Genomic DNA, 17858 nt, shown 5'->3' on the forward strand with positions numbered 1-17858 from the left:
GGCTGAAGCAGCGTCGCGCACGCTCAAGCCCCTCTCCCTGCGGGAGAGGGGTTGGGGGGAGAGTACGGCGCGCGGCGCGCGACCGCATGCATGTCTCACGAGAAGCGCCTTGCGCGCAGCACGTAGTGCGCCGCGTCTCATGTCGCATCCCGCTCCATGGGGATGCTGCGGCCTTGTGCGTAGAATCGGCGCATGACCAGTGCAGCCGACAGCAGTGAGTTGATCAAAGTGGTGGCGCTGCTCGGCGCGGCCGTGGTGGCGGTGCCGGTGTTTCGCCGGCTCGGCCTGGGGTCGGTGCTCGGCTATCTCGCCGCCGGCCTGGCGATCGGGCCGTTCGGCCTGGGCTGGTTCTCCGATCCGCAGGCGATCCTGCACGTCGCCGAACTGGGCGTGGTCATGTTCCTGTTCGTGATCGGCCTGGAAATGCGGCCCTCGCACCTGTGGAGTCTGCGCAAGCAGATCTTCGGCCTGGGTACCGCGCAGATCATCGTCTGCGCGAGCGTGCTGACCGGGGTCGGCCTGGCCTTCGGCTTTCCTCTGCCGGTGGCCTTCATCGCGGCCTCCGGCTTCGTGCTGACCTCCACCGCGGTAGTGATGCAACTGCTCGGCGAGCGTGGCGACATCGCCTTGCCGGCGGGGCAGAAGATCGTCGCGATCCTGCTGTTCGAAGACCTGTTGATCGTGCCGCTGCTGGCAGTAGTGGCGTGGATGGCGCCGGTGCCGGCGGACGCGTCTGCGCCGTCGCGTTGGATCGGCATCGGTATCGGCGCGGCGGCGATCGTCGGCCTGCTGGCGGCCGGGCGCTGGCTGCTCAACCCGCTGTTCCGGCTGCTGGCGGCCGCCAAGGCGCGTGAGGTGATGACCGCTGCGGCCCTGCTGGTGGTCCTGGGCGCGGCGCTGCTGATGCAACTCGGTGGGCTGTCGATGGCGATGGGGGCGTTCCTGGCCGGCGTGCTGCTGTCCGAATCGACCTTCCGCCACCAGATCGAAGCCGACATCGAACCGTTCCGCGGCATCCTGCTGGGGCTGTTCTTCCTCGGTGTCGGCATGGCGCTGAACCTGGCGGTGGTGGCGGCCAACTGGACGCTGATCGTCAGTGGCGTGCTCGCCTTCATGGCCGCCAAGGCGGCTTGCATCTATCTGGTCGCGCGGCTCACCGGCAGCGGCCATGCGCAGGCGCTGGATCGCGGCGTGCTGATGGCGCAGGGCGGCGAGTTCGCCTTCGTGCTGTTCGCTGCCGCCAGCGGTGCCGGCGTCATCGACGCGCAGATCAATGCCAACCTGACCGCCATCGTGGTGCTGTCGATGGCGCTGACCCCGTTGTTCGTGCTGCTGTACCGGCGCTGGGCACCGGTGGAGGCACCGTCGATGGAGGGCGTGGATGCGGCCGACGGCCTCACCGGCAGCGTGCTGATCATCGGTTTCGGCCGCTTCGGCCAGGTTGCCAGCCAGTCACTGCTGGCGCGCGACGTGGACGTGACCATCATCGACAACGACATCGAGATGATCCAGAGCGCGGCCAAGTTCGGCTTCAAGATCTACTACGGCGACGGCACGCGCCTGGACGTGCTGCACGCCTCCGGCGCGCACAGCGCCCGCGCCATCGCCGTGTGCGTCGACAACCGCGAGGCGGCCAACCGCATCGTCGAACTGGCCAGGCACGAATTCCCGCAGGCCAAGCTGCTGGTGCGCTCCTACGACCGCGAGCACGCGCTGGAGCTGATCGCCGCCGGCGTGGATTACCACATCCGCGAGACCTTCGAATCGGCAGTGGAATTCGGCCAGGCCGCGCTGGTCGAATTGGGCATGGACGAGAGCGAAGCGCGCTCCATCGCCCGCGAGATCCGCCGCCGCGATGCCGAGCGACTGGAACTTGAGGTCGCCGCCGGCGACGTGCGTGCTGGCAGGGGCCTGATGTACGGCAACATCACCCCAGTGGTGCCCACGCCGACCCCGTTCACCCCGCCGCGGCGCGAGAGCCGCACGCTGAATCCGGAAGGCGTGCCGGTGACCGAGCCGGCGCAGGAAGCTGACGGCACATAGCCGCACCCGTCGGTGGGGAGGCGTAGGAGCGGCTTCAGCCGCGACCGTGCCTTCCCGGAACGCCTGGTCGCGGCTAATACCGCTCCTACGGCACGCGCCCAGCTTCAGCGCAAGAACGCCTGCAGTGCCTGCACGCAGCCGGGTCGTTGCCGATGTCGTTTGATGGAGCCAGCGCAGGAGCGTGACGGCACATGGCCGCACAGTTGTAGGAGCGGCTTCAGCCGCGACCGCGCCTTCCTGGGAGCGCCTGGTCGCGGCTAAAGCCGCTCCTACGAGAGGCGCACAGCCTCAGCGCAAGAACGCCTGCAGCGCCTCCACGTAGCCAGGATCGTCGCTGATGTCGTTGTGGTCGGCCTGCGCGAAGGCGACCACGGTCGGGTGCTGTGGCAGGGCCTCGAGCAGGGCGTCGGTGCTGGCCGGCGGCACCACCTGATCGCGGCCAGCGCGCAGGATCAACACGGGGCCGCGATAGGCGCGCAAGGCCCGCGCCGAGTCGTAGCGATCGCGCAGCAGCCAGCGCACCGGCGCCCACGGGTAGTGCGCCTGCGCCGCCGACACCAGGCTGTCGAACGGCGTCACCAGCGCGAGACGCGATACCGCACGGCGTGCCGCCAGTTGGCTGGCCACGCCGCTGCCCAGGCTGCGCCCCAGCACCGCGATCTGTGCCTGCGGCTGCGCATCGCGCACATGGTCGTACAGCGCCACGGCATCGCCCACCAGCGCGGTCTCGCTGGGTGTGCCGTCGCTGGCGCCGTAGCCGCGGTAGGCGAGCAGGTAGAGGCTGTGGTCGGGCAGGGCGGCCTGCAGCTGCGCGCGGGCGGAGCGCAGATCCTCGGCATTGCCGCCGAAGTACAGCAGCACCTTGTCGCGACCGGGATGGACCAGCCAGCCACGCAACTGCACGTCCGCACTGCGACGCAGCGCGAAATCGGTCTGCGCCGGTGCCACCCGCGTGCCCTGCGGGAAATACAGCAGGTCGCGCTGGCCCAGGTAGAGCAGCGCACAGACCGCCACATAGGCGGCGACGAGAATGGCGGCCGCAATCGCGGCGTAGCGCAGCATCGCTAGCCGTGCTTGCGCTGCGCCTCGGCGAAGGCGGCCAGTTGCTCAGGTGTGGCCTCGGCCTGGTGCTGCGCCTTCCAGTCGGCGAACGGCATGCCGTAGACGCGCTCGCGCGCCTGTTCCTTGCTGAGGTCTTCGCCTTCGGCGGCCGCTGCCTCGCGGTACCAGTCGGCCAGGCAGTTGCGACAGAACCCGGCCAGGATCATCAGGTCGATGTTCTGCACGTCGGGACGGTCCTGGTTGAGGTGCTGCAGCAGGCGGCGGAAGGCGGCGGCCTCGATGCGGGTGGTGTCGGTCATGGCGGAATCGGGGACAATGGACATCCCCCGACTCTACACCCGCCCGCCCCGATGACCGATTCCGCGCCCGTCTCCTCCGTCCCGGCCCGCATTCTCGACGGGCGGCGCATCGCCGAAGAGCTGCTCGACGAGCTCAAGGCGCGGGTCGACGCGCGGCTGGCTGCGGGGCAGCCGCGGCCCGGATTGGCGGTAGTGCTGGTGGGCGGCGATCCGGCCTCCGCGGTCTACGTGCGCAACAAACGCCGCGCGGCCGAGAAGGTCGGCATCGAGGCGTTCGACTACGACCTGCCCGCCGGGACCAGCGAGGCCGAGCTGCTGGCGCTGATCGACCGGCTCAATGCCGATCCCAAGATCCACGGCATCCTGGTGCAGTTGCCGCTGCCGGGCATCCCCGATGCCAGCCGGCTGATCCACCGCATCGATCCGCGCAAGGACGTGGACGGTTTCCACCCGGAGAACGTCGGCCACCTGGCGCTGCGCGAATTCGGCCTGCGCCCGTGCACGCCGCGCGGCATCGTCACCCTGCTGGCGCACACCGATCAGCCGGTGCGCGGGCGCAACGCCACCATCGTCGGCGTCAGCAACCACGTCGGCCGGCCGATGGCGCTGGAGCTGCTGATCGCCGGCTGCACGGTCAGCTGTTGCCACAAGTTCACCCCGCCGGAGGTGCTGCAGGCGCGGGTGCGCGACGCCGACATCCTGGTGGTGGCGGTGGGCCGGCCGGGGCTGATCCCGGGCGAGTGGGTCAAGCCTGGCGCGGTGGTGATCGACGTCGGCATCAACCGCCTGGACGACGGTCGCCTGGTCGGCGACGTCGGCTTCGACGCGGCGGCGCAGCGCGCCAGCTGGATCACCCCGGTGCCGGGCGGGGTGGGGCCGATGACCGTGGCCACGCTGATGCAGAACACCATCGAGGCCGCTGATGCGGCGGGAAGTCGGGATTCGGGAGTGGGGATGCGTTGAGGGCTGCGCGGGATTGGGGAGTCGGGATTCGAGATTCGTTAAAGGCAACAGCAAAAGCGCATGCACGGCCCGTCCGGGGGCGCATCGTTGTGGGTGGACCATCGAAATCGGCAGTTTGACTGCCAGGCAAACGGTCAACTGCGCAGGGTGCCGCCTTGACGAATCCCCACTCCCGACTCCCCAATCCCCGCCCCAATGCGTTAAAATGCCGCGCTTCCCCACACTCGGGTCCGCCGATGCTCCGCATCCAGGCTGAAGCTCTCACCTACGACGACGTTTCGCTCGTCCCCGCCCATTCGACTGTCCTGCCCAAGGACGTCAGCCTGGAAACCCGGCTGACCCGCGACCTGCGCCTGAAACTGCCGATCCTCTCGGCCGCGATGGACACGGTCACCGAGCACCGCCTGGCGGTGGCCATGGCCCAGCTCGGCGGCATCGGCATCATCCACAAGAACCTGACCCCGGCGCAGCAGGCGGCCGAAGTGGCCAAGGTCAAGAAGTTCGAGGCCGGTGTCATCACCGAGCCGTTCACGGTCGGTCCGGAGACCACCATCGGCGAGGTGCTCAAACTCACCCGCGCCCGCAACATCTCCGGCGTGCCGGTGGTGGACGGCAGTGAGCTGGTCGGCATCGTCACCAGCCGCGACATGCGCTTCGAGAAGAAGCTCGACGATCCGGTCCGCCACATCATGACCAAGAAGGATCGCCTGGTCACCGTGCGCGAAGGCGCCAGCGACGAGGAAGTGCTGCAGCTGCTGCACCGCCATCGCATCGAGAAGATCCTGGTGGTCAACGACGGCTTCGAGCTGCGCGGCCTGATCACGGTCAAGGACATCCAGAAGAAGACCGACAACCCCAACGCTGCCAAGGACGCCGCCACCCGGCTGCTGGTCGGCGCCGCGGTGGGCGTCGGTGGCGATACCGAACAGCGTATCGAATTGCTGGCCGAGGCCGGCGTGGACGTGGTCATCGTCGACACCGCGCACGGCCATTCGCAGGGCGTGATCGAGCGCGTAGCCTGGGTCAAGAAGACCTACCCGCGGCTGCAGGTGATCGGCGGCAACATCGTCACCGGCGACGCCGCGCTGGCGCTGATGGACGCCGGTGCCGATGCGGTCAAGGTCGGCGTGGGCCCGGGCTCGATCTGCACCACGCGCGTGGTCGCCGGTGTCGGCGTGCCCCAGATCACCGCGATCGACATGGTCGCCGAGGCGCTGCAGGACCGCATCCCGCTGATCGCCGACGGCGGCATCCGCTACTCCGGCGACATCGGCAAGGCGCTGGTCGCCGGCGCCTCCACGGTGATGGTCGGCGGCCTGTTCGCCGGCACCGAGGAAGCCCCGGGCGAGGTCGAACTGTTCCAGGGCCGCAGCTACAAGAGCTACCGCGGCATGGGCAGCCTGGGCGCGATGGAGAAGGGCAGCAAGGACCGTTACTTCCAGGACGCCTCCGACGCCGACAAGCTGGTGCCGGAAGGCATCGAAGGCCGCGTGCCGTACCGCGGCCCGCTCAGCGGCATCATCCACCAGCTGATCGGCGGCCTGCGCGCGACCATGGGTTACGTGGGCTGCGCCACCATCGAGGACATGCGCACCAAGCCGAAGTTCGTCACCATCACCGGTGCCGGCCAGCGCGAGAGCCACGTCCACGACGTGCAGATCACCAAGGAACCGCCGAACTACCGCATGGGCTGATGCCCATGCGCGGGAGTGGGGAGTCGGGATTGGGGATTCGTCGCCCGCCGCGTCTCCAGCGGCCGTGCGCAGCGCGGCCACCCGCTCTTGCGAATCCCAACTCCCGAATCCCCGATCCCGGCCCCAGATGACCAACATCCACAGCGACAAGATCCTCATCCTCGATTTCGGTGCGCAGTACACGCAGTTGATCGCGCGGCGCATCCGCGAACTGGGCGTGTATTGCGAGATCTGGGCGTGGGACCACGATCCGGACGAGATCGCCGGCTTCGGCGCCAAGGGCATCATCCTCTCCGGCGGCCCGGAATCGACCACGCTGCCGGGCGCGCCGGCCGCGCCGCAGGAAGTGTTCGACAGCGGCCTGCCGATCTTCGGCATCTGTTACGGCATGCAGACCCTGGCCGCGCAGCTCGGCGGCGCCACCGAAGCGGCGGACCAGCGCGAGTTCGGCCATGCCGAGGTCGAGGTGGTCGCTGCCGATGCGCTGTTCTCCGGGCTGACCGACCACGCAGGCGCGTCGCGCTTGAACGTGTGGATGAGCCACGGCGACCACGTGTCGCAGGTGCCGCCGGGCTTCACCATCACCGCCGTCACCGACCGCATCCCGGTCGCGGCCATGGCCAACGAGGCCAAGCGCTGGTACGGCGTGCAGTTCCATCCGGAAGTCACCCACACCCTGCAGGGCCAGACCCTGCTGCGCCGCTTCGTGGTCGACGTGTGCGGCTGCGCCACGCTGTGGACCGCGGCCAACATCATCGACGACCAGATCGCCCGCGTGCGCGCCCAGGTCGGCGACGACGAAGTGATCCTCGGCCTGTCCGGCGGCGTCGATTCGTCGGTGGTCGCCGCGCTGCTGCACAAGGCGATCGGCGACAAGCTGACCTGCGTGTTCGTCGACACCGGCCTGCTGCGCTGGCAGGAAGGCGACCAGGTGATGGCCATGTTCGCCGAGCACATGGGCGTCAAGGTGATCCGGGTCAACGCCGCCGACCGCTACTTCCAGGCGCTGGAAGGCGTCAGCGATCCGGAAGCCAAGCGCAAGATCATCGGCAACCTGTTCGTGGAGATCTTCGACGAAGAGTCGAACAAGCTCAGCAACGCCAAGTGGCTGGCGCAGGGCACCATCTACCCGGACGTGATCGAGTCGGCCGGCAGCAAGACCGGCAAGGCCCACGTCATCAAGAGCCACCACAACGTCGGCGGCCTGCCCGAGCACATGAAGCTGGGCCTGGTCGAGCCGCTGCGCGAACTGTTCAAGGACGAAGTGCGGCGCCTGGGCGTCGAACTCGGCCTGCCGCGCAGCATGGTCTACCGCCATCCGTTCCCCGGCCCCGGCCTGGGCGTGCGCATCCTCGGCGAAGTGAAGCGCGAATACGCCGAACTGCTGGCCAAGGCCGATGCGATCTTCATCGACGAACTGCGCAAGGCCGACCTGTACGACAAGACCAGCCAGGCCTTCGCGGTGTTCCTGCCGATCAAGTCGGTCGGCGTGGTCGGCGACGCCCGCGCCTACGAATGGGTGATCGCGCTGCGCGCGGTGGAGACCATCGACTTCATGACCGCGCACTGGGCGCACCTACCGTACGACTTCCTCGGCACGGTGAGCAACCGCATCATCAACGAACTGCGCGGGGTCTCGCGGGTGGTGTACGACATTTCCGGGAAGCCGCCGGCGACGATCGAGTGGGAGTGAAATCAGGTCCTTCGAGGACTATCGCCAGCTATCGAAAAATCGCTTCAACCTGTTGATCTGGAAGGAAAAATGTCGCGACTTCTATCGGTGGCTATCGCTGACTAGCACGACAGGTTGGCGGTAGCGCTGGCGGTACGAACCGGAGGTCGGATCAAGACCCTCCCGTTTACTATTGAGGCCGAAACGGTCTTTGACGGTAAAAACCTCTTGAGGAAAGCTTATTTCATGCGGCTTTCCGAGCATCAGCGGGTCTCCAAGTCCCTGACGGTAAAAGCCGTCACGAACAGGAGTGAAAACCTCGATGCTGACCGACACTGCACTGCGCAATCTCAAGCCTAAGTCCAAGATCTATAAGGCTTTTGATCGAGATGGAATGTACGTGACGGTATCGCCTACCGGTACCGTCACCTTCCGCTACGACTACCGTCTTCATGGGCGCCGGGAGACGCTCACGATCGGGCGCTACGGGCCTGCCGGCCTCTCGTTGGCGATGGCCCGCGAAAAGCTCATCGATGCCAAGAAGACCATCGCCCAGGGCAAGTCACCCGCGATGGAAAAGCAGCGCGAGAAGCGCCGGCTGACCGCCGTGAAGTGTTTCGGCGACGTCGCGGTGAAGTGGCTGGAAGAAGCACGGATGGCCGACAGCACGCGCGCTATGCGCAAGCATGTCGTCAACCGGGACATCCTGCCGGTCTTCCAGAAGCGTCTGCTCAATGAAATCACCCCGGACGACCTGCGTGCGCTGTGCCAGAAGGTGAAGGCCCGCGGTGCTCCTGCCACGGCGGTGCACATCCGCGACATCGTGAAGCAGGTCTATGCCTTCGCGATCCTGCACGGAGAGAAGGTGGACAACCCGGCCGAGGGTGTGGCTGCCTCGTCGATCGCTACCTTCGTTGCCAAGGATCGTGCCCTGTCGCCGCTGGAGATCCGGTTGATGGCGCGGCAGATGGAGTCGGTGGCGACCTATCCGACGATCCGGCTCGCGTTGCGCATGATCCTGCTCACGCTAGTGCGCAAGAGCGAACTGATCGAGGCGACCTGGGATGAGGTGGATTTCGAGAACGCGACCTGGACGATCCCGAAGCAGCGGATGAAGGGACGCAATCCGCACGTCGTGTACCTGTCGCGTCAGGCGCTAGACATCTTCGTGGCGCTACACACCTGCGCGGCCGGGTCGCGTTTCGTGCTGCCCTCTCGCTATGACGCCGACCGCTGCATGTCGCATGCGACCTTGAACCGGGTCACGCAGATCGTGGCCCAGCGCGCCAAGGAAGCGGGGTTGCCGCTAGAACCATTCACCGTCCACGATCTACGCCGCACCGGCTCGACGCTGCTCAACGAGGTGGGCTTCAACCGGGACTGGATCGAGAAGTGCCTGGCGCACGAGGACGGACGCTCGTCCCGCGGCGTCTACAACAAGGCGGAGTACGCCGAGCAACGCCGGCACATGCTGCAGGAGTGGGCCAACATGGTCGATGCGTGGATCGAGGGCGGAACCTACGCGCCGAAGCTGCTGCCCGAGAACATGGCTGTGCCGATGCTGAGCGCAGTGGCATGATTATTCATTGGTTGTCACTTGACAACTTTGGTTGTCGCCACCACACTGGAGGCCGCTGATGGTTCGCCCCTCCCATCCGAAGAAGGAAGTCGAGGAGGCCCTTCGGCATGCTGAAGGGCAGGGCTGGCGCGTCGAGGTCGGCGGAAGCCATGCGTGGGGGCGGATCTATTGCCCCTACAACGACCAGGAATGCCGCTGCGGCGAGTTCTGCATCACCAGCGTGTGGAGCACGCCGAAGAGCGCTGGTAACCACGCGCGCGCCTTGCGGCGCGTCGTGGACAACTGCACCACGCACCGCCGCCAGCAGGATGCTGGCGAGGGCGCCCAGGAGTAGAGCGATGGAATACACCTTCACCCTAAAGTACAAACTGGCCGACGAGGACCGCGACACCGATGCGCTGGTCGAGCGCCTGGGCGAGGCCGGCTGCGATGATGCGCTGGTCGGCATCGGGCAGCCGGGGCGCCTGGCGCTGGAGTTCACACGCCAGGCGGTCGATGCCGGGGAAGCTGTGCGCAGCGCATTAGCTGACGTACGCGCGGCGGTGCCTTCAGCACGCCTGATCGAGGTGGCGCCGGACTTGGTGGGGTTGACCGATGTGGCCGAGATCGTGGGCGTGTCGCGGCAGAACATGCGCAAGCTGATGCTCGCGCATCCTGGAAGCTTCCCGGCCCCGGTGCATGAGGGCAGCACGTCCATCTGGCATCTGGCCGACGTGCTGGCCTGGCTGCAGGCTCGGGGAGTTTATGCGCTGGCGGAGGATGTGCTGGACGTGGCGCGTGTGGCCATGCAGGCAAACGTGGCGAAGGAGCGTCTGCGACTGCCGAAGGCTGCGGCCAAGGAACTGGAGACCTTGGTCGGATGAATCGTCCCGCGCACGGCTAGATCTTTTCCGAACCCGCCCGGACAGGGCGGGTTTTCCGTTGGTGGACGTCGGGTTTGACGATGCCGGTGCGAGGTGCCTGCTTGCGTTGTTCGATCCACGCTTCCACTTCGGCCAGATCCCATACGACGCACCGGGGCGTCAAGTTGAAGCGGCGCGGGAACTCGCCGCGGCGCTCCATTTCGTAGATCGTCGTTTCTGCCAGCGGGACCATCTGGTGCAGTTCATGGCGTCTGATGGTGCGGCGGAAGGGAAGGGGGCTGCGCTGGGGAAACTGCGGCAGCGCCTCGCAGGCGTGCGTGCCTGTGATGGGCAGGGGCTGGGCTGTGTTGCTGTCCTCAGCCGCTGCCTGTGATCGTTGTTCCACCTAGACCTCCATCGGATTGTTGCAGGGAGGTATGGTGGTTGTCGGAGGCTCTCGGCACAACCAGTTGGGGCGTAGAGATACGTTGTTTCATGGATGGCGGTGAGCGCTGAGTGTCTGCTGAAAATGCCGGATCGCGCTGTCATGCTTCGAATCGAAACCCGCTGCGCGAATCGCGCTTGGCGAGCTTCCTTAGCGCCCTCGCTGCGCGTCGGCTGACGCCTTCGGCCCGGCCCTGCCGTCTAAAACTCTGGCAAATTTTCTAGATTGTCCCGTTGGGTGCTATTCCTGTCTGTCGTCAAATATTCTTCATCAATGACATGAATATGCGCGCCAACACTCCAGGTTCCCGGAGATTTCTCTATCCTGGTCTGAAAGGTTGCGTTGCCTCGACGAATAATATCTGCCACGAATGCGCGAGGGACAATGCGGATTTGTCCGAGAAAGGGCTTTCCATCTCGCTTGGTTTCCTCCCGCACATGCAGAAAATCAATATGCTTCCGCTCTTTGTTGTATCGAACCGCTGTTACACAGAAGTCAGCCATCTTCTCCTCCTCCTTATGAAAGGTTAAATCCGACGGTGAGATTACATGATGTTTCGCGCATCCTGCGAAGCTTGCTGGTCGGTAGATTCCCTAGTCTTAACTGGATGTCCCGGGCCGTCTGGAAGATGGTCCATCGCGCTATGGTGCTGCACTTAAAGTTTCCGCTGCGGGCCTCGCCCCTTACGGGCTTCAATCGCTTCCTGCTTCGCCACGCTCGGCTGACGCCCCCGGCCGGGCCGTGCGTGTGTGCTTCGCTTGCCGGTCCTGGCTTCGTTTGGGGCCGGGGTGGGCGGAGTTGCCGTTCCCTCGAGGGTACCACGGCGTTCTCGCCGTCAAGGGCTGCGCGCGCCTGGCCGGCACGCTGGCGGCCTATGGCCGTCTGCGACCCCTGACAGCTTGCGCTGCGCCGTGATGGCGGCGGTGCCGGGCAATTCCGCCCGAGCAACCGGAGATCGCCATGAACGAGAAATCGCACGTTTCGCTGGAACAACACGTCTGCCTGGTCTGTGGCAGCGCGTTCGAGACCGGCTCCCTCCTGCTGGACAAGCGCCTGCGCGCCAGCATGAAGCGCCACACGAGGACGGGCTGGGGGCTGTGTCCCGAGCACCGGAAGTTCGCCGACGATGGCTTCGTCGCGTTGATCGAGTGTGATCCTGAGCGCAGCGCGTTGGCGACCAATGCAGAGCGCTTGAAGCCGGAGCATGCGTACCGGACGGGCCACGTGGCGCATCTGCGGCGAGAGGTATTCGCGAAGCTGTTCGATGTGCCCTTGGAGTCCTGCCAGGACTGCGTGTTCGTCGAGGTCGGACTGATCGATCAGCTGGAGTCGCTGCTGAAGCGCTAGGCCACCTGATCGCAGTCATGGGCGCTGCCTGCCGTGAGGCGGGCGGCGCCTTTTTGTTTGCATTCGGTATTGCGCCGCTGCTTCTCATTGCGGTCGCCGCATCTTCGGCCCGGCGAGGTTCGCCGGGCCTGCGCGCTCCGCTTGCGGATCCTGGCTTCGTTTGGGGGAGGGGTGCGGAGTTGCCGATCCCTTCACCGTACCACGGCGTTCTCGCCGTCAAGGGCTGCGCGTGCCTGTGGGCACGCTTGCGGCCTGTGGCCGTCTGAGACCCCTGACAGCTGCGCTGCGCCGCGATGGCGGCGGTGCCGGGCAATTCCGCCCGAGCAACCGGAGCTGATCATGACCATGTCGAACCTGTCCATTCCCGATGTCGATGCGTCGCTGCACGTGCGCGACGGCCGGGGGCGCTACCGTCCTGCGTCCGTTGACCAGATCTTGGCGGCTGCGCGGCGCGTGGCCGACCTGAAGGTGCAGCGGGGTGCGGAGTTCACTTCGCCGGTTTCGGCGAAGAAGTACCTCTGCGCGAAGTTGGCGGGACTGGAGCACGAGGTGTTCGCCGTTCTGTTCCTGGACAACCAGCATCGGCTGATCGAGTACGTGGAGATGTTTCGGGGGACCATCAATACTTCGGAGGTACATCCGCGCGAGGTGCTGAAGGAGGCACTGCGCTTGAACGCAGCCGCCGTGATTCTGGCGCACAACCATCCCAGCGGGGATCCGACGCCGAGCGAAACGGACAGGCAGCTCACCGAGCGCCTGCGCAGCGCCCTGGGCCTGGTGGACGTGCGGACCCTGGATCACTTCATCATCGCTGGGTCGCGCGCGGTGTCGATGGCGATGCGAGGTTGGAGGTGAACTTCGGGGGCTTCGGCCCCCTTTTTTTTGCACCGCGTGCTGCGAATACCTTTGGCGCGGGAGCAGCAAACTCATGCGCTGGAGCTCAGAACGATCTCGTCACCAATGGGTACCCGAAGGGCGAAATAAATTTCGGTGAGCCGCCGTCACATCGTTGACTTACCTTTGATGGCAGAGCTCGTTCTGTGGCTACCCAGGGCGTGGCTCCGTAGATCAACGGGATTTCGTGACTTTGCGGGATGGAGGAGCTGAATCGCAATTCGTATCGGCATGACGAATAGCGTAATCAAGAAGATCCATCACCTGAAGGGGACGTTCTTGACGGCCTTGAGCATAGAAACCGACCAGGTAAAAGCACGCGGCCAGTATCAGGGGCATCCATAGGTAAATATTGCTGTCATTCTTCAGTAGCGTTGATGCCGCCATCGAAGAGGCAGTCAGTGCGGGAAACAGGCCAAGCTTTCGCAAGTCGCCGATAATTAAGCCGATGCGGGTATCGAATTTTACCCAGGTATGCTTGTACTGCATCTGTCCGTATTCCAGTGTGGCTTTGTCGTATTTCAGAAGCTTCATCAAAAAGCTTCTGTCCGCCAGCATGTCAATTTTTAGGCGTGCCAGGTGCGCGGCAAGGCGCTTCTTGCGATGGCGCCAGAAAAGGGTGCCTACGCTCAGGATGGCAATGAGCATGTAGGCGAGTCCAAAAAGAACCATTGCCAAATACGCCAATTGAAGAGAAAAAGAATGTATTGGTGATGGCCAAGTTCGTTGTATCCCGGCTGCAATCAGCACGCATATTACGGATACTATGTATCCGTAGATCGTCAGCATTTCCGATCGAGAAAGCCATGCTGGTGGTCGAAATTCGCCATTCTCTCTTTGGATCAGCGTCATTTCTTCTAACAGCGAGAAAAGCGAATTAAGGGAGTCGGGCTTGAGCATCAGGGAATTTCGCTATTTGGCTGCATTTCGGTCGGGGGTTTGAGAGTGCGTGGCGAATCTGAGGTGCAGGCGATGATACTGTTCAGGCGTTCGCGGGAGAACCTGCCAATTGTTCCCGTGTTCGGCATGGTTAGATTCCTGCACCCCAGTGCCCAGCAGTATCGGGAAGTGCCTTGGCGTGGCACCGGAGTTTTCCTAGTCTGAGCAGCCAACGTGGCTCTGGCCCAGCCATTCTTTTTGCTGATGCTTTTGACGGTGAGCGCGAGTAGAACGCCTTCAAACTTTCCCCAGTTGCTCCCGAAGCAATTGCAGACCATACGAAACGGCATGTAGCTTGGCAATATCGGCAGTTTTGTGTGAGTCGTAATTTACGATTGTCCGCTTAACCAACACCTTTAACAGGGGCTGTCCTTCCGGGTGATGCTCGATTCGATAAAACCCAGCCCAGCCGCCTTTGGGCATTCGCTCCGCATCGCCATACACCAAATACTCACCCTCGCACATAGGGTTCTGGATGTCCGGTTCAGTGCTGTCGCTCATGGCGCCGCTCCTCGTATGAAGCAGATGTTTGCCTGCTGCCTTGCCTTGGAAGCTTACTCCCCTACCGAACAATCATGCGCTAGAGCGTGTTGATGGGCGTCCCCGGCCCTCTGGGAGATGGCCGGTCGCGCTGTCGTGCTGCGCATCGAGCCCCGCTGCGCGGGTCTCGCCCCTGACGGGCTTCCATCATTCCCTCGCTCCGCTCGGCTGACGCCTCCGGCCCGGCTTCCAGCTTCGGGCCTGCGCGCTTCGCTTGCCGTGCGGTTCGGCGCAGCGGGGTGGTCACCGCCGTGTCCAGCCGTCTTCCCTGACTTCATCACCTTGTCCGCGACTGTAGCCCGCGTCCTTGCGCCGTCAAGGCGCGCAGGGCCGTGTCCTCGGCTGCGCCTGCGGGCCGCGCCACCCCTGCGCTTTTCTCCTTGACGGCTTCCGTCCGCGCGCTCCTGACCGTCGCGGGCGATGAACTCAGGAAAGACGGTGGCAACAGGGCCAACCGGGTTCCTCGTGCCAACCGCACAGAACAGCCGGAAGGCTGGGCTCCGAATCTAGGAATCCGGTGTGCGGTGTTTCTTCAACAGCCTTTTCGTCAGGAGAAAGACCATGCAACTCGCATCCCGTTTCGCTTCCCATTCCCCGTCGCTGCGCAGCGACTCCCCTCTGTCCGATGACCAGATTCGCAGGGTGGCGCCGTCCATCTTCGCGGAGGCCCCGCACGAAAGCCGTTCCGAGCGGTACAGCTACATCCCCACCGCCGCCGTGCTGACCGAGCTGCGCAAGGAAGGCTTCCAACCCTTCGCGGTGACGCAGACCCGCGTGCGCGACGAGGGCAAGCGCGAGCACACCAAGCACATGATCCGCTTGCGCCACGCCAGCCAAATCAATGGCGCGGAGGCCAACGAAATCATCCTGCTGAACTCGCACGACGGCACCAGCAGCTACCAGATGCTGGCCGGCATGTTCCGGTTCGTCTGCCACAACGGATTGGTGTGCGGGGACACGGTGGCGGACGTGCGCGTGCCGCACAAGGGCGACGTGGCCGGGTCCGTGATCGAAGGCGCTTTCGAGGTGTTGCGCGGCTTTGAGCGGGTGAAGGAATCCCGGGACCTGATGCGTAGCGTCACGCTGGACGAGGGCGAGGCCGAGGTGTTCGCACGCGCCGCGCTGGCCCTCAAGTACGAGGACCCGAACAAGCCCGCGCCCGTGACCGAATCGCAGGTGCTGATGCCGCGCCGATTCGATGACCGCCGGCCCGACCTGTGGACCACGTTCAACCGGGTGCAGGAAAACATCACCAAGGGCGGATTGGCCGGGCGTAGCGCCAACGGGCGCCGCCAGCAGACCCGGCCCGTGCAGGGCATTGATTCCGACGTGCGGTTGAACCGTGCGCTCTGGCTGCTGGCCGATGGCCTACGTCAACTGAAAGCCTGACCTGTTTCCCCTTGCCTGGAGGGGAACAGTCCCCTCCATCCCCCCGTTTTTTCACTGGATTGGAGATACACCATGAACGCCATTACCCACAACGAAATCCACGCCGTCGATGCCGTCGCCGTTCCGCTGGAAGTCGCCGACCCGACCAAGAACCTGATCCTGGTCCCGCTGTCGCGGCTTGTGCTGCGTCCCAAGGGCCGCAATGTGCGCAAGACACCGCGCATGTCCATCCCCGAACTGGCGGCCAACATCCAGCGGGTGGGACTGCTGCAAAACCTGATCGTGATCGCCTCCGCCGATGGGGAGCATTACGAGGTGGTCGCCGGTGGCCGCAGGCTGGCCGCGTTGAAGCTGCTGGCGAAGAAGCGCCGTCTCAGCAAGGAATGGGAAGTGCCTTGCCTGCTGGTGGCCGACGGCACGGCCCGCACGGCCAGCCTCGCCGAGAACGTGCAGCGCGAGGCCATGCACCCCGCCGACCAGTTTGAGGCTTTTGCCGCGCTGGTGGCAGAGGGGCGGCCCATCGAAGACATTGCGGCCGACTTCTCGGTCACCCCGCTGGTGGTCCAGCGCCGGTTGAAGCTGGCGAACGTCTCGCCGCGCCTGATGGCCGACTACCGTGCGGACGCCGTGAGCCTGGACCAGCTGATGGCGCTTGCCATCACAGATGACCACGCCGCGCAGGAAGCCGCCTTCTACGATGCCCCGACCTGGCAGCGCCAGCCGGCTACGCTGCGCGAACGCCTCACCGAACGAGAAATCGACGCCTACCGGAATCCGCTGGCCCGCTTCGTGGGGCTGGCAGTCTACGAGGCCGCAGGCGGCGGTGTGCGCCGTGATCTATTCGCGGAAGCGGACACGGGCGTGTACCTCAGTGACGCCGCGCTGCTGCAACGGTTGGCCCACGAGAAGTTGGCGGGCATCGCCGCCGAGGTGAAGGCGGAGGGCTGGGCCTGGGTGGAAGCCGTGCCGACCGCGACCTATGCAGACCTGCACGCCTTCCAACGCGCACCGCGAGAGCACCGCACCCCGACCAAGCGCGAAGCCCAGCGCATCGAGAAGCTGCAAGACAGGGTGTTGGAAATCGACGAGGCCATCGAGGCCGCGATGGATACCGACGATGAAGAAGCGGCGGAATCCTTGCAGGAAGAAAGCGATCACCTGCGCCGCCAACTGCAGGTGCTGGAAGACGGCTTGCTGTGCTACGCCGCGAACGTGCTTGCTGTGGCGGGCGCCGTCGTCACCATCGACCGCAACGGGGAGGCGGTCGTCCATCGCGGGCTGATGCGCGAAGCCGAGGCCAAGGCGTTGCGCACGCTGGAACGGCTGCGGCAAGGCTTTGCCGATGGCGATGCGAGCAACGACGACGACGGCGAGGAAGGCGAGTGCGCGCCCCAACTCGCCCCCATGTCCGACCGGCTGGCGCAGCGCCTGAGCGCGCACCGCACGGCGGCACTGCAGGTCGAGGTGGCCCGGCATCCGCATGTGGCCCTGGCCGCCCTGGTGCATGGCATGGTGCAGTCCATCTTGCAGGACGGTCACTTCCGCCGCGATCTTCCGGTGGGCGTGTCCGCCACCGCGCAAGACCGGCTGGAGCGCGTGGCCTCCGACTTGCCCGAGTCGCCAGCGGCCGAGGCGCTGCGCGAGCTGCAGTGCGGCTGGGCCGCGAAGCTGCCCGAGGACAGCGCCGAACTGTTCGCCGCGTTGCTGGCGATGGAGCAGGACGACCTGGTCAAGTTGCTGGCGGTATGCGTGGGGGCCACCGTGGACGTGGTGACGTTGCGCGCCGCGCCTCGGCAGCCCGGCGCGGTGCTGGCGCAGGCGGTGGGCCTGGACATGGCGAAGTGGTGGCGGCCCACGGCGGAAGGCTACTTCCGACATGTTTCCAAGGCCGCCATCCTGCATTCAGTGACCGAGTTTGCGCCGGAACACGTCACCCGGTTGGCGAAGCTGAAAAAGGCTGACGTTGCCAGCGAAGCCGAGCGGCTGGCCGAGGGCACGGGCTGGATGCCGGCGATCTTCCGTTCCGAAGACCTGCCGCAGAACCAGGAGGAAATGCAGCCAGAGGACCCGGCACAAGACGTTCCCGAAGACACCGGGGACGGCGAGATCGAAACGACTACCCAAGCGATGGCCGCTTGATCCGCAATCGA

Annotated in this window: 17 protein-coding genes; 11 read left to right on the plus strand and 6 right to left on the minus strand. The window is 65.3% G+C overall.

The window, feature by feature from the left end:
* Positions 1-192 precede the first annotated feature (192 nt).
* Complete coding sequence (locus tag AC1PMG_RS09650; protein ID WP_481111442.1) at positions 193-2043, plus strand: monovalent cation:proton antiporter-2 (CPA2) family protein; 1851 nt, start codon at positions 193-195, stop codon at positions 2041-2043.
* Positions 2044-2331: 288 nt separating this feature from the next.
* Here the strand turns inward: AC1PMG_RS09650 and AC1PMG_RS09655 are convergent, their stop codons facing one another.
* Positions 2332-3105 carry an alpha/beta hydrolase gene (locus tag AC1PMG_RS09655; RefSeq protein WP_481111443.1) on the minus strand — a complete coding sequence of 258 codons (774 nt, stop codon included), beginning with the start codon at positions 3103-3105 and terminating at the stop codon, positions 2332-2334.
* A 2-nt stretch (positions 3106-3107) separates the two neighbouring features.
* A complete protein-coding gene (locus AC1PMG_RS09660) occupies positions 3108-3404 on the minus strand; it encodes a DUF1244 domain-containing protein (RefSeq protein WP_017913743.1) in 297 nt (98 codons plus the stop codon).
* Positions 3405-3455: 51 nt separating this feature from the next.
* Between AC1PMG_RS09660 and folD the strand changes: the two genes are divergently transcribed.
* The 6 genes from folD (at position 3456) to AC1PMG_RS09690 (ending at position 10175) form a co-directional block, all read left to right on the plus strand.
* The gene (folD, locus tag AC1PMG_RS09665; protein WP_481111444.1) at positions 3456-4367 is read left to right on the plus strand and encodes a bifunctional methylenetetrahydrofolate dehydrogenase/methenyltetrahydrofolate cyclohydrolase FolD; all 912 of its coding nucleotides are present in this window, start codon (positions 3456-3458) and stop codon (positions 4365-4367) included.
* A 236-nt stretch (positions 4368-4603) separates the two neighbouring features.
* Positions 4604-6061, plus strand: coding sequence for an IMP dehydrogenase (guaB, locus tag AC1PMG_RS09670; RefSeq protein ID WP_043092092.1), 1458 nt, complete (start codon positions 4604-4606; stop codon positions 6059-6061).
* A gap of 127 nt (positions 6062-6188) precedes the next feature.
* Positions 6189-7754 carry a glutamine-hydrolyzing GMP synthase gene (gene guaA / locus AC1PMG_RS09675; protein ID WP_481111445.1) on the plus strand — a complete coding sequence of 522 codons (1566 nt, stop codon included), beginning with the start codon at positions 6189-6191 and terminating at the stop codon, positions 7752-7754.
* A 301-nt stretch (positions 7755-8055) separates the two neighbouring features.
* Entirely contained in the window at positions 8056-9312 is a 1257-nt protein-coding gene (locus AC1PMG_RS09680; protein ID WP_481111446.1) for a tyrosine-type recombinase/integrase, read from the plus strand.
* A gap of 58 nt (positions 9313-9370) precedes the next feature.
* The gene (locus AC1PMG_RS09685; RefSeq protein WP_481111447.1) at positions 9371-9646 is read left to right on the plus strand and encodes a hypothetical protein; all 276 of its coding nucleotides are present in this window, start codon (positions 9371-9373) and stop codon (positions 9644-9646) included.
* A 4-nt stretch (positions 9647-9650) separates the two neighbouring features.
* On the plus strand, positions 9651-10175 hold the full coding sequence (locus AC1PMG_RS09690) for a helix-turn-helix transcriptional regulator (protein ID WP_481111448.1): 525 nt from the start codon (positions 9651-9653) through the stop codon (positions 10173-10175).
* Positions 10176-10191: 16 nt separating this feature from the next.
* On the opposite strand, the gene AC1PMG_RS09695 is transcribed toward AC1PMG_RS09690, so the two are convergent.
* Positions 10192-10560 carry a helix-turn-helix transcriptional regulator gene (locus AC1PMG_RS09695; protein ID WP_481111449.1) on the minus strand — a complete coding sequence of 123 codons (369 nt, stop codon included), beginning with the start codon at positions 10558-10560 and terminating at the stop codon, positions 10192-10194.
* Between the two features lie 239 nt (positions 10561-10799).
* Complete coding sequence (locus tag AC1PMG_RS09700) at positions 10800-11102, minus strand: hypothetical protein (RefSeq protein WP_481111450.1); 303 nt, start codon at positions 11100-11102, stop codon at positions 10800-10802.
* Between the two features lie 457 nt (positions 11103-11559).
* Between AC1PMG_RS09700 and AC1PMG_RS09705 the strand changes: the two genes are divergently transcribed.
* Positions 11560-11946 (plus strand): ATPase, encoded by a 387-nt coding sequence (locus AC1PMG_RS09705; protein WP_481111451.1) that lies wholly within the window; start codon positions 11560-11562, stop codon positions 11944-11946.
* Between the two features lie 345 nt (positions 11947-12291).
* Entirely contained in the window at positions 12292-12801 is a 510-nt protein-coding gene (gene radC, locus AC1PMG_RS09710) for a RadC family protein (RefSeq protein WP_481111646.1), read from the plus strand.
* A gap of 213 nt (positions 12802-13014) precedes the next feature.
* Here radC and AC1PMG_RS09715 read toward each other — a convergent pair whose 3' ends face one another.
* Together AC1PMG_RS09715 and AC1PMG_RS09720 are read right to left on the minus strand one after the other, a co-directional pair.
* Positions 13015-13740, minus strand: a complete 726-nt coding sequence (locus tag AC1PMG_RS09715) for a hypothetical protein (RefSeq protein ID WP_481111452.1) — start codon at positions 13738-13740, stop codon at positions 13015-13017.
* 276 nt (positions 13741-14016) lie between these two features.
* A complete protein-coding gene (locus AC1PMG_RS09720; protein ID WP_481111453.1) occupies positions 14017-14280 on the minus strand; it encodes a hypothetical protein in 264 nt (87 codons plus the stop codon).
* Between the two features lie 600 nt (positions 14281-14880).
* On the opposite strand from AC1PMG_RS09720, the gene AC1PMG_RS09725 reads away from it, so the two are divergent.
* A complete protein-coding gene (locus AC1PMG_RS09725) occupies positions 14881-15708 on the plus strand; it encodes a DUF932 domain-containing protein (protein WP_481111454.1) in 828 nt (275 codons plus the stop codon).
* A gap of 72 nt (positions 15709-15780) precedes the next feature.
* A complete protein-coding gene (locus AC1PMG_RS09730) occupies positions 15781-17847 on the plus strand; it encodes a ParB/RepB/Spo0J family partition protein (protein WP_481111455.1) in 2067 nt (688 codons plus the stop codon).
* Positions 17848-17858 lie beyond the last annotated feature (11 nt).

This window comes from Xanthomonas sp. NCPPB 2250, from assembly GCF_056725265.1.